Source organism: Cuniculiplasma divulgatum (assembly GCF_900083515.1).
GTDB lineage: Archaea > Thermoplasmatota > Thermoplasmata > Thermoplasmatales > Thermoplasmataceae > Cuniculiplasma > Cuniculiplasma divulgatum.
This window is the reverse complement of record NZ_LT671858.1, coordinates 1807578-1823881: the sequence shown is the minus strand read 5'-3', so window position 1 is coordinate 1823881 and position 16304 is coordinate 1807578. Positions and strand designations below refer to the sequence as shown.

At 36.4% G+C, this 16304-nt stretch carries 15 protein-coding genes and 1 tRNA gene; 10 read left to right on the top strand and 6 right to left on the bottom strand.

The features are described from left to right. Positions 1-73 precede the first annotated feature (73 nt). The 5 genes from CSP5_RS09085 to dph2 are packed head-to-tail and all read left to right on the top strand — an operon-like array spanning position 74 to position 4688. On the top strand, positions 74-847 hold the full coding sequence (locus tag CSP5_RS09085) for an MBL fold metallo-hydrolase (protein WP_021789725.1): 774 nt from the start codon (positions 74-76) through the stop codon (positions 845-847). A 4-nt stretch (positions 848-851) separates the two neighbouring features. After that, positions 852-1712 (top strand): NAD(P)-dependent oxidoreductase, encoded by an 861-nt coding sequence (locus tag CSP5_RS09080; protein WP_021789726.1) that lies wholly within the window; start codon positions 852-854, stop codon positions 1710-1712. After that, complete coding sequence (locus tag CSP5_RS09075) at positions 1705-2406, top strand: hypothetical protein (protein WP_021789727.1); 702 nt, start codon at positions 1705-1707, stop codon at positions 2404-2406. The genes CSP5_RS09080 and CSP5_RS09075 overlap by 8 nt, the downstream gene beginning before the upstream one ends. Before the next feature lie 5 nt (positions 2407-2411). Beyond that, a complete protein-coding gene (hutI, locus tag CSP5_RS09070; RefSeq protein ID WP_148690205.1) occupies positions 2412-3662 on the top strand; it encodes an imidazolonepropionase in 1251 nt (416 codons plus the stop codon). 24 nt (positions 3663-3686) lie between these two features. Beyond that, positions 3687-4688, top strand: a complete 1002-nt coding sequence (gene dph2 / locus CSP5_RS09065; RefSeq protein ID WP_021789729.1) for a diphthamide biosynthesis enzyme Dph2 — start codon at positions 3687-3689, stop codon at positions 4686-4688. On the opposite strand, the gene CSP5_RS09060 is transcribed toward dph2, so the two are convergent. Then, the gene (locus CSP5_RS09060) at positions 4678-5895 is read right to left on the bottom strand and encodes a tRNA (N(6)-L-threonylcarbamoyladenosine(37)-C(2))-methylthiotransferase (protein WP_021789730.1); all 1218 of its coding nucleotides are present in this window, start codon (positions 5893-5895) and stop codon (positions 4678-4680) included. The genes dph2 and CSP5_RS09060 overlap by 11 nt on opposite strands. Positions 5896-5974: 79 nt before the next feature. After that, a complete protein-coding gene (locus CSP5_RS09055; RefSeq protein WP_021789731.1) occupies positions 5975-7108 on the bottom strand; it encodes an amidohydrolase in 1134 nt (377 codons plus the stop codon). Between the two features lie 129 nt (positions 7109-7237). Between CSP5_RS09055 and CSP5_RS09050 the strand changes: the two genes are divergently transcribed. Then, positions 7238-7846: a class I SAM-dependent DNA methyltransferase gene (locus CSP5_RS09050; RefSeq protein WP_021789732.1), complete on the top strand. Its 609-nt coding sequence runs from the start codon at positions 7238-7240 to the stop codon at positions 7844-7846. A 49-nt stretch (positions 7847-7895) separates the two neighbouring features. On the opposite strand, the gene CSP5_RS09045 is transcribed toward CSP5_RS09050, so the two are convergent. Both CSP5_RS09045 and CSP5_RS09040 read right to left on the bottom strand, forming a co-directional pair. After that, positions 7896-9260 carry an aspartate ammonia-lyase gene (locus CSP5_RS09045; RefSeq protein ID WP_021789733.1) on the bottom strand — a complete coding sequence of 455 codons (1365 nt, stop codon included), beginning with the start codon at positions 9258-9260 and terminating at the stop codon, positions 7896-7898. A gap of 484 nt (positions 9261-9744) precedes the next feature. Next, positions 9745-10197, bottom strand: a complete 453-nt coding sequence (locus CSP5_RS09040; RefSeq protein ID WP_021789734.1) for a universal stress protein — start codon at positions 10195-10197, stop codon at positions 9745-9747. 116 nt (positions 10198-10313) lie between these two features. Between CSP5_RS09040 and CSP5_RS09035 the strand changes: the two genes are divergently transcribed. Further along, positions 10314-10396: transfer RNA gene (locus tag CSP5_RS09035), tRNA-Ser, on the top strand. A gap of 642 nt (positions 10397-11038) precedes the next feature. Here CSP5_RS09035 and CSP5_RS09830 read toward each other — a convergent pair. Further along, positions 11039-11182, bottom strand: coding sequence for a hypothetical protein (locus CSP5_RS09830; RefSeq protein ID WP_021789735.1), 144 nt, complete (start codon positions 11180-11182; stop codon positions 11039-11041). Positions 11183-11328: 146 nt separating this feature from the next. After that, positions 11329-12264 carry a hypothetical protein gene (locus tag CSP5_RS09030; RefSeq protein WP_077076696.1) on the bottom strand — a complete coding sequence of 312 codons (936 nt, stop codon included), beginning with the start codon at positions 12262-12264 and terminating at the stop codon, positions 11329-11331. Positions 12265-12353: 89 nt separating this feature from the next. Here CSP5_RS09030 and CSP5_RS09025 point away from each other — a divergent pair, with 89 nt between their 5' ends. From CSP5_RS09025 to CSP5_RS09015, 3 genes are read left to right on the top strand one after another with little or no spacing between them, the layout of a single operon-like run. Continuing rightward, on the top strand, positions 12354-13286 hold the full coding sequence (locus tag CSP5_RS09025) for an ABC transporter ATP-binding protein (RefSeq protein WP_021789737.1): 933 nt from the start codon (positions 12354-12356) through the stop codon (positions 13284-13286). Continuing rightward, positions 13234-14721, top strand: coding sequence for an ABC transporter permease (locus tag CSP5_RS09020; RefSeq protein ID WP_172399462.1), 1488 nt, complete (start codon positions 13234-13236; stop codon positions 14719-14721). The genes CSP5_RS09025 and CSP5_RS09020 overlap by 53 nt, the downstream gene beginning before the upstream one ends. Then, positions 14703-16193 carry an ABC transporter permease gene (locus CSP5_RS09015; protein WP_077076694.1) on the top strand — a complete coding sequence of 497 codons (1491 nt, stop codon included), beginning with the start codon at positions 14703-14705 and terminating at the stop codon, positions 16191-16193. The genes CSP5_RS09020 and CSP5_RS09015 overlap by 19 nt, the downstream gene beginning before the upstream one ends. Positions 16194-16304 lie beyond the last annotated feature (111 nt).

Below are 16304 nucleotides of genomic sequence, written 5' to 3'. Positions count from 1 at the left end.
TAATCAGTAAACACATGTTCTCTGGCAGTAATCTCCTTTGAAAGTTTGAATTTCACTTAAAATTTAAGTGTGAGTGGAGTATTCTGAAATATTGTCAAACCTGTTCATGAATGTTGTATCGAGTGGAAGTAAGGGAAATTCCACAATTATATGGGATGATTGCGATGCATTAGTAGTTGACTTTGGCATTTCTGTAAAAAGATTCAAACAGAGATTTGAAGAATTAAACATTGGGGATATCCCCTTATCAGTGTTGATTACACATGAACACAGTGATCACAGTTCCGGACTCGGGGCAGCTTCAAGAAAAATGAAAGCAGAAATATATCTCCGTGAAAAGGCAAAATTAAAGATGGGTTTCGACCGTGCTTTCACTATTGGAGATGAACTCACCATAGGTAATTTTTTCATAAGGAGTGTTTCAGTGTCTCATGATGCAGTTGATCCTGTTGGATATGTCATTGAAAACAGGGGAAGGAAGATATCAATTTTCTCTGATCTTGGATATTTTCCAATGGATAATGTTGACCTGATTAAGGGGTCTGATATACTTGCAATAGAGGCCAACCATGATACAAATATGTTGAAAACTGGGCCTTATCCGGAAAGTTTAAAAAAAAGAATAATGAGTAACTACGGACACCTTTCTAATGATCAGTGTGCACTTGCACTTGGAGAACTGAGCGAACAAAAGTCACAGATTATATTACTCCATCTCTCAGACGAAAATAATACACAGGAAATTGCATATCTTACCGTAAGAGATTTTCTGGACAATAGAAATATTAAGTATAAGGGAATAGAATGTGCAAGACAACTTTATGGGTCGTCTATATTTGAGGTGTAGGTTAATGGAAAGGATAGGATTTATCGGAATGGGAAGAATGGGCATCCCAATTTCCAGGAGGATTGGAGAAAAGTTCTCTCTAGTATCAGTATACAACAGGACAGAATCTAAGATTCCTGAGGAATTTAGGAAAATAGCTGTGAAATCAATCTCAGAACTTGTAAGAAATTCTGACATCATCTTCATGATAGTAACTGATTCTGCAGCATCTGCTTCAATATTGAAGGAAATCATAGAAACTCACAGTGGAGATAAAAAGTTAATCGTGGATATGTCAACAATATCAGTTGAACAGAGTCTGGATAACCACAAAATATGTTTTACTTCAGACGTTGAGTATCTTGATTGTCCTGTGATAGGAAGCGTACCTGCCGCAGAAACTGGAACACTGGCTGCTTCATGTGGCGGCGCAAGGGAAGCATTTCTTAGAATTAGCCCGATGCTGAAAACGTTTACTTCAAAACAGATATATGCAGGAGATGCAGGAAAGGGGATTGCCATGAAGCTTGTAAATAACCTCATAATGGGAATCAATATGATTGCTGTTTCTGAGGGATTATGCCTGGCCAGAGAGCTTGGGATAAAGGATGATGTCTTCACGGAGGCAGTACAGGCAGGTGGGGCAGCATTAAAAATACTCGATCTGAAGGCAAAAAAACTTCAAGATGGGGACTTTTCACCACAATTCCTGCTTGCACATCAGTATAAGGATCTTAACTACGCTCTGGAGGAACAAAGTAAGCTTGGAATACCGTCTTTTCTTGGAGCGGTATCAAAGAGCATTTATTCAATGGAAATGAGAGAGCACGGTAAGGATGATATGAGTGCAGTGTCTCTCTTCTACACAAAGAAGAAAAATGAATGAAATTTTAAGCACTTTACTATATCTCATAATTATCGTTTCTTTGATCATTGCTTCATATTATGATATTAAGAAGAGGAGAATTTGGTATCTCATATTTGTCCCGGCGCTAATTGTTAGTCTTATAATTAATGTCTTATTTTTTAGAATTGAACTCTTCTCTGTTTTAAGTATTGTACTGTTTGGCCTGCTGTTTTTAGCCACGAAAACCCGCTTGTTCATCACACTATCTGCACTTATAGCCATTGCAGGTTCAGCTCTAATACTACTCAAGGAACCTGCACTTATAGTTCCGTGGGTAATCGAAATTATCTTTGCAAATATGGTTATAGGTGAGGTACTATTCGGAGTTGGAGATATTAAGGCTCTGGTTCTTATAATATTTTCAACTGCTAACTTTTATTTAACAATTTCCTACTCAATAATAAGGTTGCCTTTTTCAATAATATTCTTCCTGAATCTTGGATTCAGTTCTGTTATTGCGATGATTTTCTCACTCTACTACACATATATGAAAACTGGAAAATTTTCTTACCGTGCCAGAGTGAACAACAACAATGATATAAGTAAAATAAAGTTCAGGAGAGTAACCATTGGGGATAGTGAGTATGTATCGTATAACATACCTTTCATGGTATTCATCACCATAGCCTTTATTCTGACTGTTATATCTGTTTCATTATCAACGGTGATTTGAGAAAAATGAAGAAGAAAATCATATTTAATCCAGATAAAATCTACGTGCCGGAGCCCATAGATTCAGTGAGAAATGGGAATCAGGAAGATGTAACAATTCTTCAGGATAGCTCCATAATAATTAATGGAAAATCTATAGATTCCATAGTTTCCACAGCAAGTATATCTGGTAGATATGAAGTTGATGAAATCGTAGATGCTACTGGAATGATCATCACTCCTGGATTTATAGATAGTCATACTCATCTTGCTTACTGTGGAGAGAGGAGTGAGGAATTTGTTCTGAGAGCCAGGGGGGCAAAATATATAGATTTCTTGAAAAGTGGGAATGGAATTCTAAAAACTGTAAGAGATACCAGGGCATGTTCTACAGATCAGATAGTTTCACAATCTGCCAGAAGATTATTAAACCATATTAGGAACGGAGTTACAACTGTAGAAGTGAAAACAGGTTATGGTCTTGACCTTAAAAACGAGGAGAAATTACTTGATGTGATGGACATAATGAAATCACATTTACCGGTAAACATTGTAAAGACACTATTACCATTACATGCAATGCCACCAGGTAAAACAAAGGAAGAATATGTTAAGGAAAGCACAGAAGTTATACTTCCTGAACTTTATAAAAGGGCAGATTTCGTTGACTCTTTTTGTGATGAAGGAGCCTTCACGAAAGAAGAAACTTTTAATTTTTTCAAGAAGGCCAGTGAGCTTGGTATGGCACTCAGGATTCATGCCGATGAAATTAAGGATGTGGGTGCACTTGAACTGGCGGATAAATTCTTGCTAAAATCAGTGGATCACCTCCTTCACACATCCACAGAAAATATGGAAAGGATAAAAGGTAAGGATATAGTGGCTACAATTCTACCGGGGACAGCATTCTCACTGGGTGAGAAATATGTTGACAGCAGGGAGTGGATAAACAGGCATATTCCAGTTGCAGTCGCTTCTGATATATCACCACTCAATCCAGTTACTGATATCAAGTTTCATGGAAATCTTGCCATACGTAACTGCTCTATGAGTCCGGAGGCATTGTTAAATGGTTTAACGACCATTCCGGCCCATTCTCTGGGACTTGATGGTGTCAAGGGAAATTTAAATCATGGAGCAGACGCAGATCTTCTTATTATTTCTGCAGGGGAGATGAGAGACATGTTTTACGACTGGACAAATACACAGGTTACAGTTATTCAGGAAGGTAAAGTTCTGGATATGAAAAAAATTATGAGAAAAAGCATTAAACCCTGATCAGATATCTTTCTATTGGCATACATGGACCCAGGAAGGGTCATAGAGAGATTAAAGGAAATAAAGGCAAAAAGAATATTATTGCAGTTACCTGACGGATTAAAACCTCATGTCTTCGATTACTTCAATGAACTTTCGAAGAATTTCAATGTAATTGTTAGTTCCTCTGGTTTCTACGGTGCCTGTGACACAGGGACTATGGATGAATGGAAGAACGTGGATGCAGTAGTTCAACTGGGTCATACAGAGATTCCAAATGTAAATTATAAGGTACCAGTGATTTTCGAGGAATACATAAACGAGGATCATAGAAGCTTTAACGATCTTGATCTGACAGAATTAGAACGCAATAATTATAAGAATATAAGTCTGGCATATTCCATACAGTATAGACAAAGTGCAGAAGAACTTTCTAAATTCCTTAAGGAAAAGGGATACAATGTAAGCATGGGAAAGCATGATAGCAGATTAAAATATGATGGACAGTTACTTGGCTGTAACTTTAGCCCACTACACGATCAGGAAAGCAGGAATGATTGTCATATTATTGTATCCACAGGGGTATTTCATGCTCTTGGGGCACAACTATCTGTTGAAAAGGAGGTATTTATACTGGATATGAGTGAACCGTTCAGGCTCAGATCAATGAAAAGTGAGGCTGAGCGGCACATAAGAAGAAGATATGCCAATATGGCAAGGGCGCTTGAGGCTAAAAAATTCGTAGTAGTTGTAGACACAAAGGTTGGTCAGTACAGAATGAAACTTGCAGAAAAAATGATAAAAGAAATTCAGGATATGGGTAAAAGTGCAGTACTTGCATACTCTAACGAATCATCGCCAGTTGAATTTGAAAACATGATGGCAGACTGCATAATCTTCACAGGGTGTCCAAGAGTTGCAACAGATGACTTTGACAGATACAAGAGTCCTATTCTAACAGCACAGGAATTCAACATGATATTCAAGAAGAAAGGAAATGGGAAATATATCATGGATGAGATAGTTAATGTCGATACTATGCCCTGAGTTGTTTTCCAATTAAATATGTGGGTCCCGTTTCAACAATTTCTACATCTACCTTGGAGTAAAGAGGTATTTCATTCTTCACCACAACAGGTCTGTAAGATTCATCTCTACCAATAACAGTTCCTGTCTTTCCCTGCTCGGTGATGAATATACTAATTTCTCTTTCAACGAACCTCGATTGATTTTCATTTAAAATTTCCTTATGAATCCTTGTATATTCCGCACTCCATTTCTTTATGAGATTCGACTGGGGCATCTTCTTATTAAAATCTCTTGTATACTGTCTGGGAGAAAAGGTTGTAATATTAACTATGTCTGGTCGACTTTTGTAAAGCAATTCACACGTCTTCTGGAAAGATTCCTCATCACTACCAGGGTAGCCAACGATTATGTCTGTAGAAAAAACCCCATTTTTAAATGCGTTTCTAAATTTTTCATTTATGTTATAATAAGAACTTACTGAATATTCTCTGTTCATTAGTTCAAGGATACGATCATCCCCATCCTGTACTGGTAAATGTAGAAATTTGAATACCTTCTCGTTCCTGTATTCTCTTATCAGATCATTAAGTATTTCCTCAGTATTTTTTGGTTCCATCATTCCTACTCTCAATTTGAAAAAAGAATCAATGGAGGTAATCTTTTTAATTAGATCTGGAAGTCTTATACCAATATCCTTACCGTATGCTGCGGTATCAAGGGAACTTATTCTTATCTCTCTTTTTCCTCTTTCAAGTATCATTCCTATTTGATTGCATATCTTATCAGGAACTCTTGAAAGGAGTTTACCTCTTGCCACCCTTGAAATACAAAAATTACAATTCCCTGTGCAGCCCTGGTTAATTGGTACCCCATCAAGAATAGAAGGTTCCTTTATCTCTATATCGTCCATATCTCCCCTGTATAGGGATCTGAACTCACTTTGACTGATTACATTCACATTTTTTTCTATAAGAGTACCAGATGATATGGGAGGCAAACACCCAATAACTGTAGTCTGTCCAAGTTCTGAAAGATAACCGATTCTCTCCAGCATCTTATTTTCTGTTTTTTTAATAACAACGCAGGTTCCTATTACCCTCAGATCCGCATCCTCAGGATCCTGTGTTATTTTGTCTCCATCTCCCATTATTTTGTTGACATATAGTCCTGTCTCAGATTTTTCCTGAGTGCAGCCATACGATTCAACATAAATCTTCCTTGACATCTATTTATGGGAATTTTGATTACCGTTAAAAGTTTTTATTTTTAAAAAGTGTTTTATGAAACTATTTACAAACACAGTTTCAGTTCTCTTCATGAACAAGTTTCCCCTCACCAAATACAAATTTCGGATAGGCGTCCAGTTCAAATGGGTCCTTGTTCCATACGGAAAATGAAGCAAGCTTGCCCTTCTCCACAGTTCCGAGGTCCTTAAGACCTAGAATCTCTGCTGGACGAGATGAGACATAGGAAATGCACTGTTCCTTAGTGGCACCAAATCTCATGAAATGTCTGGTAGTCAGGAAGAGTGTTCTTTGCAGTATAACTGGATGATCTGATATAAGAGAGAACCTTACACCAGAATTCTGTACAAGTCCAACATTTCTCCAGGATTCATGCTTTAATTCTACCTTGTACGGATGGGAATCAAGTGGACCGTAAACCAGAGAAAGGTCCCTCCTCTTTATTTCATCAAAAATATCTTTGCTGTGAAAATCCATTCCGTGATTAATTATTGGTTTAATCCAGAATTTATCAACGAGTGACATTAAGAACAGGGCATCATCTTCCTTATGAAGATGGCACATTATTCTATATTCCCCCTTTATTAGTTTGATGAGGAATTCCGTCTCCACATCAATTTCATCAAGGGTCTTCTTTCCACTATCCAGAAGGTTTGATGCTTTCTGTGCCATGGTGAATTTTTCTCTTATGATAGCACCTACACCCATTCTTGTGGTTGGTCTCTTTCCCTTCCATTCAGTGGTGCTTCTCGGGTTGTATCCAAGTGCCATCTTAACCCCAATATCAGTTACCAGTGCATCTTTTATATTGGAAGAAAAATTTCTTATGAGTGACCCCATTCCACCTATAATATTTCCACTTCCTGGAAGTACAACAGAGTACAAAACACCACTCTCAACAGATTCTCTAAATGCATGATCATCCATGTATACGCCATCAACAGCTCTTCCCAGTGGAATCATTGAGTCAAGCTTATCATTCGCTTCACTTTCTGATCCTGGTTCTCCTGCCCTGTCAAGCCCTATATGGCTGTGTGGATCTATGAAGGCAGGCGTAACTATGCCCTCTGCAACAATATCACACTCAGGCTTCTTCTGTGAAATATTTCTTATTGTGGTACCATCAAATTCAATATACACATCTTTTTGCGATGACCTTCCGTCATAGAGTAAATTTGCCTTTACTGCTTTCATATTTTATGGGATAAGACTAATAGATTTAATATTATCGCAGAGCACGAAATTCTAATATACAATGGAGAGAAAGAAATAGAAGGTCATTTTAAAATATATATTTCTAATTTCCACTTAGGATCAAATATAATGCAAAAGAAAGATGATAGAACCATTAAGGCATACGATATATATAGTGAGGTATACGATGCTGAAACGGCTGATTTCTGGGATGGGTTTCCTAAAGACATAATTCAAGACTTTAAGAGTAATTTAAAAGGCAGTAGGGTTGTTGATCTTGGAAGCGGTCCCGGTAGAGATGCTGTTCTTCTAAGAGAAGTAGGGCTGGATGTATTATGTGTGGACGCATCGGCTAAAATGGCGGAACAGACACGTAAGAAAGGATTCACAACCATAATTTCTGATTTGAGAGATCTTAAACTGGATATGTCTGGATATGATGGAGTTTGGGCGTATTCTTCGTTGATACACATCTCTTTTGAAGAATCAAGGAAACTTCTCATGAAATTATCTGAAAGCATGAATGAAGGGACAGTTATGTTACTGGGTTTAATCAGGGGAGAAAGAAACGAAGAAAGAAAAATGGGTGATTCAAATTATGTCAGATATTTTGAGATGTACACTGAGGACAAGATCAGGGATTTACTGAAAGGAACTCATTTTGAAACTGTGGAAATGAAAACGTATCAGCCTAAAAACCATGTATACATGAACTACCTTCTGAAACTAAAAAAATAGGGAATTCGGAGAATTTGGGAGAAAATGATAAATTCCAAATTCTTTAGAATCACTTTCCTGTCATTATCTTTGTGTACTGTTCCTCAGTTATCTTTCCCGTTTTTAATGCTACTTCCTTTATTGACTTGTGTGTATCAAGAGCCTCTTTGACCACTTTTGCTACAGTATCGTATCCAAGAACGGGGTTCAATAGTGCTGCTGATCCGAAACTTTTTGAGAGATGTTCATTACATGCCTCTTCGTTCACATTTATACCATCAATCAGCAATGTTCTGAACATCTTCATTCCGTTTGTCATTATATCAAGGGACCTTGATAGTTCATAGTCAATGTTTGGCATCATCACGTTGAGTTCAAGCTGCCCCGCCTGAACTGACAGATTCAGTGCCTGTTGGGCTCCTATGGTTGAATGGCAAATCATGTTCATTGCCTCTGCTATTGAAGGGTTTATCTTTCCAGGCATAATGGAAGATCCCTGCTGTACTGCGGGAATAAATATCTCATGAAGTCCTGCCCCAGGTCCGGAATACATTAATCTTATATCATTCGCCATTTTGTTTATATCAAGAGCATTAACCGCTATGGCATTCATCATCCTTGCAAAATCAGACTGGAATTCCATTATTCCAGGTAAATTATCGCTTGGTCTGAAGTTGAATCCAGTGAAACTCGATATTTCCTTAACAATCTCCTCTTTGTACCCTTTTGGTGTATTTATACCGGTACCGGTTGCAGTGCCACCGATGTTCAATTCAAGAACAAAATCTATGGCATTCTCAAAATCCTTCAGGTTTTTCTTCAAAGTGTAGGCGTATGCAGAAAATTCCATTCCAAGCGTAACAGGGGCCGCATCCTGAAGATGCGTTCTTCCTGGTTTCTTACTGTTCTTAAACTGTTCGGCCTTTTTTTCCATTGATTTTATAAGATTCTTGATTTCATCAATATATCTTTCAGCCTTCATTATGGCACTGATCCTCATCATGGTAGGATAGGAGTCGTTTGTTGATTGACTCATGTTAACGTGATCGTTAGGATGAAGATACTGATATTCTCCTTTTTTCTTCCCCCACAGTTCCAGTGCAATGTTTGCTATAACCTCATTTGCATTCATGTTGAAGGAAGTTCCAGCTCCAGCCTGATAAACGTCAATTACAAACTGTGAGTCATATTTGCCTGATAGTACCTCATCGGCAGCCTTTACAATATACTCCTTTTTATCATCAGGAAGAGCTTTAAGTTTGTTGTTGGCAATTGCAGCAGATCTCTTCACAATTGTCATTGACCTTATATGATCTCTATCCTCAACGATTCCAGAAATTTGGAAGTTATTCATTGCACGGAACGTGTTTATTCCGTAATATTCATTATCTTCAATCTTTACTTCACCTATTACATCCCTTTCAATTCTTGACATATATTGATATTGCAAACTCAATTAAAAGCATTTCAAAAGCTTATATTGTTTTATAACACCCACAGTTGCTTGAATGAAGTAATATGAATCTATTAATTCCTAAAAATATACACACATCTAATGGGAAACTAATTTTTTTAATGAAAAGTTTTTAAAACTTCTGTGATTAATATGCACTCAGAATAGTTTCATTAGTGCTGATCAAGAAGTATTTCGGACTCATTAAGTGATCGTTCATTGAGAATATGAACCATTCACGGGAAGACAAAGAATGATATAAGAGAAAAAAATAAGTGAAGTAAATCATTCACCAATCATTCCTTGATTCGAAGAAAAGTCAACAATAGTTAAACTTCCAAGAATTTATATTCAGTTCTCCACATTTCAGGAAATCAAATGATTAAATATGTAACATAAAGCCACCTTTGCCTCTTCGTGCAAATTAAGATATTTACACCTGCCATTTCTAGACAGGGAGTGGATCTTACCTTACAATCAACACAGATACAGGAGAATCAGCAGATACTCTCTCAGAAACTGAACCGGTAAAAATACCTCTCCTGAATCCGTGTTTCTTATTACCCATCACTACAAGATCAGGTTTTTCCTCATTTATGTTCCTGAGTATTTCATCAACTGGGTTTCCAAGTACAGCCTTATCTGTAATCTTTGCCATACAGTCTCCCTTGGTGTCATGGACCAGAGTGTTGAGTCTTTCACTCACTGCCTTCAGGTTATCCTGATCATCATCGATTAACGTCTCGTTTGCGCCGGTAAAATCTCCTATCGGGGTGGGTATGGGCCTTAACACACTTATAACAACCAGTTCACACCCAGGAATCTGGGAAGATAGCGAATAAGCAAAGTCCAATGCCTTTTTTGACTCATCAGAAAAGTCGACTGTACAAAGGATTTTTTTAATTTTTAATTGAGTCATGTAATCACCATTATATCATAACCTAAGGATATATAAATACAATGCCATATATGTTATCTATAGCCCTCAACTTAATTCTCTAAAGTAATAAATATGTTAAAACAATTGAGGTACAAGCTGGGATAGCCTAGCCTGGTAAGGCGCAAGTCTGGAAAGCTTGTGCTCCTGTAGCTCGGGAGTTCGAATCTCCCTCCCAGCGCTTTATGAAATTTCTGATATTATTTTTACTATGGGTTCAGAGCCAACAATTTAACCCTCTTTGAAGGTGAGATATCCCTAATCAAATCCCTATAATTTGAAGATATGGATATATGTAGCTTAAACTGAAAAGGATTACGTTTGTTTGATTAGAACTTCAGACTTAGGTAATCATTGTTAAGTTCAAAATATAAGAATTCAGTTTTAAATTATTAGTTGGAGACTACAGGTTACGTAACAAAATTTTAATGTAAAAATAAGCTACTGGTGCATTCTGAAAAAAACTCTAGGTGATTCCCCTTTTTTGCCAAATCATTTCTAAGATTGTAGAAACATTCAGGCAGTAAAAGAGTCATTTCTGGTTTTACATTTTTAACGGGATCGCCATAGTTGACATCCAAGCATATTGTAACATTATATTCAATAGCAATTATATTTTTCGGAGATGGTGTGTGTAAATGCTTTACATCCTAAGTTCCATTGGAGAACATAGTGGATGTTCGGAATGTTTGATTTATTCGCTGCGACATAATAATTTAGATTGAGTTAGTCATCACAAGCAGTAATTCCTTTTGAACTGTGGGTTCAACCTTCCCTTCTGATAAATTTTCTATCTTTGTCTGATTATCTAACCATTTGAAAATTACATGTGAACATCTTGGTGAAGATGAATCTCCATTGAAGAATAATCCTCTATAAAGGGCTTTTTATTTCCCTTCATTGAAAGTACATCAAGCGATTTACTCACAATTGCACTCTTTCGTCCTAGGTATACATTTATCAACATTGGTTGCACCAGTTTGTATTTTATAAATTTAATATCTATCTATGATTTAACACATTCAGAAATTTTCATTAAGTGATACTAAGGTCTTCCATCAAGGAACTGCATAAAAAGAATAAATTTTATAAAAATAATGGGGAATTATAATTTTAAGTATAATCTGAGCTACAGTACTGAACGGAATAACCACCATCTGGACTGCAAGCTGTGCTAAAACTTGTCTTTATATTTTGCGATATGCTGCCTGACTGCCTCAATGTATATTTTCCATAACTGCCAGAATTGTATGAACTTGCTCCAGTAATTTTTTCGTTGGATTGATAAACCAAACTATTTACAACGAAAGTTGTAAATGGAGGTACAGAAAAGTAGCGATACTCGCCATTCACTTCGTTGATTGTTGGAGTTTCAATTACCGACAAGAAAAATCTCGGAGTTAATGGGGTTCTTGTTATTGTGGTATTATTTTCATACACGCATCCATTACTTATATCGCTGATTTCAAATGTGAATTTGTTTTGATTATGCACAAGATATATATACAAATTTTGTCCTTCAAGCACAGGCTTCTTGTTATGTGAGGCATAGTCATATATTTTTTCATGCCCCGGCACACCTTCCGCAAAATGTTCACAAACAACAGAGACACAACCATTGTATGGGTCTATCTGAATTCCTGCTTGGTACATATTATCACCCTGTGAATTGGATGAAAGGGCATCCCACATAGTTATCAAAGAAGGTTCAGTATCAGTTGCGGGAGGCGGTGAAGTAGTTGGCACATGTATATATTCCGATACCCAGTCAATTTCATACGGCGTGGATGTGAAATAGTACCAAGGTTTCGCATCAAAGAAGCAATATCCTGCCCAATTATAAGTTGTTACTAAATTGTCCATCGTTATATTTCCCTTATCAGCTAGTCCTCCCATGACAACATTTTTGGCTTCGATTTTATAATGCTGTCTCGGAACAGCACTTCCAGGTCTATCGCTCATAACATTAATACCTCCCATCGCAACAAACAAAAACACTATTGCAATAGAAAGAATAACTTTCTCAAGGTTTTTTTTCTGTTCGTCCATAAAATATAATACACAAACCACTATATATATATATACCGTTTTAATAAATACTTAGCAACATTTAAGTACATTAGTTGTAATTCCTGCATATGTCCATTGAATTCCAGGATGTATCAAAGAATTTCGGAAAGTTTAAAGCTTTGGATCAGGTGGACTTTACTGTTAAAGAAGGAGAAGTGGTAGGTTTTGCAGGATTGAATGGTGCTGGCAAAACCACATCAATGAAAATAGCCTGTGGGGTCATTAACCCCAGTCAAGGAGATGTTCTTATTGACGGTATGTCTGTAAGAAAAGATAAAATAAGGATTAATGGTGCAGTTGCATGGGTTCCGGAGAACTCCCTATTGGATAATATGGAAAAACCCAAAAGCATTTTCATGGAAGTCGGTACTTATTTGAGTATGAGAAGAGCCGAGATCATTGAGAGAATGCAAAAAGCCATGAAGGCTGTGTCCTTAGATACCAAGGCAAACATCAGAATCGGAAACATGTCAAACGGCATGAGGAAAAGGATGCATATTGCCATAGGAATATTCATGGATTCTAAGAACTACCTGTTAGATGAAACATTCAATGGTCTTGATCCATCTGGAGTATTCTTTCTCAAGGACACCATAAGGAATCTTAAAAAAGAAGGGAAGAGCGTACTTCTCTCCACACACATACTTCCGGAAATATCCGAACTATGTGACAGACTCATCATCATTAATAAGGGAAAGATCTTAGACAATGTAATGGTAGATGACATAGTGAATAAAGTAACGGTGGAAGTCTCATTCTACTGTAAAAATGAAATTGATAATGAAAATATCGTCAACATATTGTCTGCCTTTGGAGATGTGGAATTATCAATTGAAGAAAGTAAAAGGTATGGAAAAGCAACAATCAAAAACTATTCAGGAAAAAAGGGCAGTTCCTTCAAGGTTGCAGAATCACTAAATAAAATACAATTGGATGTCATTTCTCTCAGTGAAAGAAAAGAGGAGGTGGAGGAGTATTTCAAAAGGAAGATCAGCGAATAGAATTGTGTCAGTAATTAAAAACACTTTTAGAAAGAAGATATTTCTTATGTCAATCATATTTTTTATGATTTTTCTAACTGTGTTTAGCATCTCTGGAACCCAAAAAACAAGTGAGAGCATAAATGCTGCAAATTATTGTGAATCCTGTACTACTTATCACAATCAGACTTACTACTTCGGAATTCACGCATACTCCTCAAACTGCGGTAAGCCTTTGTCAGGTTTAAAAGGACATGTCAGACTAAGCCCCGACCTTCTGATAAAAAACCAAAGCCTTTCAGGAAAGAGGACTATTACAATCAATTTTACAACTAACTCAAGTGGATATGCAAATATTTCTTTTAAATCTGACAAATATTGGTGTTGCCACGTATCATTTAATAATTTGGGAAGCACAGGAGGGACATTGAGCCCTATAAATGGGAATATTTCTAACAATAACATCTCTTACCAATCCGTTTATGATGGGAATAATACAAACATTGGCTTTCTCCTATTGGTAAACAATGTTTATAATTATAAACCAACCTCATACTATGAATATCGGCTTGTTGAATCGGACAATGTAACTCTTAATCTCGGGTTATTAGGCGGGTTTGAACACAGAGTTATATCAATTCCGGTGCCAACAAAGGAGCAACTTAAGAATAATCATGCTTCAGGTCCATTACTATCCAGCTCAGAATTAACTGCACGATGTGTTGTAACCGGAGAGCTTGAGAAAAAGGTAAATGGCACATGGACAACCTCATCTTTACACTCTACACAATACCCAATCTATTTCTATTCATACCCCTCAGTTACCATAATTACTGATAACCTTGGAATGCAATTTTCTGGACAATTTTCTCTAATTTTGGTCATTTTTTGCTCCATAATTTCCACAGTTGCATTCGGGTTTCAAAAAACTAACGGGGAAATAGAGTTTGCCAACTCTATGCCAATAAAGAAATGGCAAATTTTCCTTGGGAAGTACATCTCTCTGTTATTTGTCACAGGGATATTTACTTTGACAGTACTTTTATCCTCATATTTAACGAATACTATTTTAAACTCTTTCTTTACAAACAACTCCGGAATTGCTCAGGTTTTTATTCCCATACTCCTTTTGGGCATGTTTGGTGTATCCCTATCCTTTTTTATAACTTCAATATCAAAGAGTCTTATTAAAATAATATCATTGCCGATAGTAATAACTTTATTTACTTACTATGTCTATGATCGCTTAGTTTCTAGTTTCCTCGTTTATTATTCAGAAGTACTAAACTTTGAATTTTTCAACCCTTTTGAGTACTATCGCATCTTCTTTTCCTATCAGGGTTCTCCAGTTCACTCTCTTTGCTTACCAGACAATCAAAAAGTGATAGTTTCAATAATTTTTTGGATTGTTATATTTTCAGTTGGAGGCGTTATTATTTGGTCAAAAAAGGAATGAATGGAATTTCATTTAAGGGAAAGAGGTGCAAAAACAAGATAATAAATACTTTTATCAACACAGTCCGAAAAAAAAGCTTCATTGCAATGATTATTTTTATAATTATAATAATGTCTATTACTGCCTTTGCTTACTCTCCAAAAAATAAGAAATCCATCGGGGCGCAGGAAAGAGGTTTTATTACTTATGATTACGAAAATGGTACATATAACTTTGGCATATATTATTATCATGCGACTAGCGGGATTCCATTCAATAATGAGAAGTGTTTCCTTGAGGTTGGTCCAACAGATAAGGCAAACTGCAATTTCACTTCGGGCAGCATTATTCACCGTCTTAATTTTACAATAAAGAATGGATATGCATTTACTTCGTTTCGATCTAATAAAGCTTATCGTGTCTTTTCACCAATTGCAAAATACGGCTCTGAGCCAGAAATTATTGTGCCGGTAAATTCTACACCAGTAAACACTACTTATTACTTTCCAGTTTATGATTGTGCATTGGCGTACAAGGGATCTCTTGAAATAATTAATGTAAATGTATTCCCTGAATATACAAAAACAATGGATTATCGTCTTCTCCTCTCTAATGGTAAAATCATAAATCTAGGGGAGAGTGGGGGTTTTACTCACGAGACATTATCTATCTCATATAATTTTACCCACGGAAATGCATGGGGATTACTAGAACATCGCGTAAATGGATCATGGGTAACGTCTCATCTATCCATACCTAGAGATTATGGAATAAGTAACGGCACAGATAAGATCAATAATAAAACATATCAGTTGTTCTACATACTTCCATCAGAAGGTACAGTGAATTCAGAATTCATTGGAGAGATATCTACTGTGTTATCCCTGTTTCTAATTTTATTTGAGGCTCTTACAATAATATTTATAGTAGGTTTTCCCGTAAGCGATGGTCAAACTGATTTTATTCTCTCTCTACCCGTGAAGAGATGGAATATTTATGCTGGTAAATACCTGGCTTTAGCAACAGCAAATTTCCTTGCAGTTTTGGCGACATTCCTAACATCCTATCTGTCATCAATATATCTCCTTGGAACATTTTTGACAAAATTTGGTTCTCTTTATGTTTTTAGCGATCTTTTCATGGTTGGCATGTCAGCTTCATCCCTAACTTTTTTTCTTATTAGCGGAACGAAAAACAAGGCCAAACAGCTCATTTATCCACTGACTCTCATTCTATTCCTTTTCTACGGTTTTAGTAGAATATCTTTGTTCTTTACGAGGTTAGTTCCTTTCAGCACTATTAGGAGTGACTTACTCCTCACTCCAAATATAACTTATATCTCTATCATTAGCCCTATAAATGCTTTTCAGAAATTAAGTATAAACGCAAATACAGTAGGTTTTACATTCATAGAAGTTTTTACAGCTAGCTTGATTTGGACTATCATATTCTATCTATTAGGGGAAATCCAATTTGGAAGGCTAGAATCTTAGGAATTAAACCCTTTTCGGAAAACCGAAGGAATTTTAAAATTTGTGGTCACATCTGGGCATATCCATCCATAAAATATATAGTCAATTTTAAGTAACACATTTATATATCAG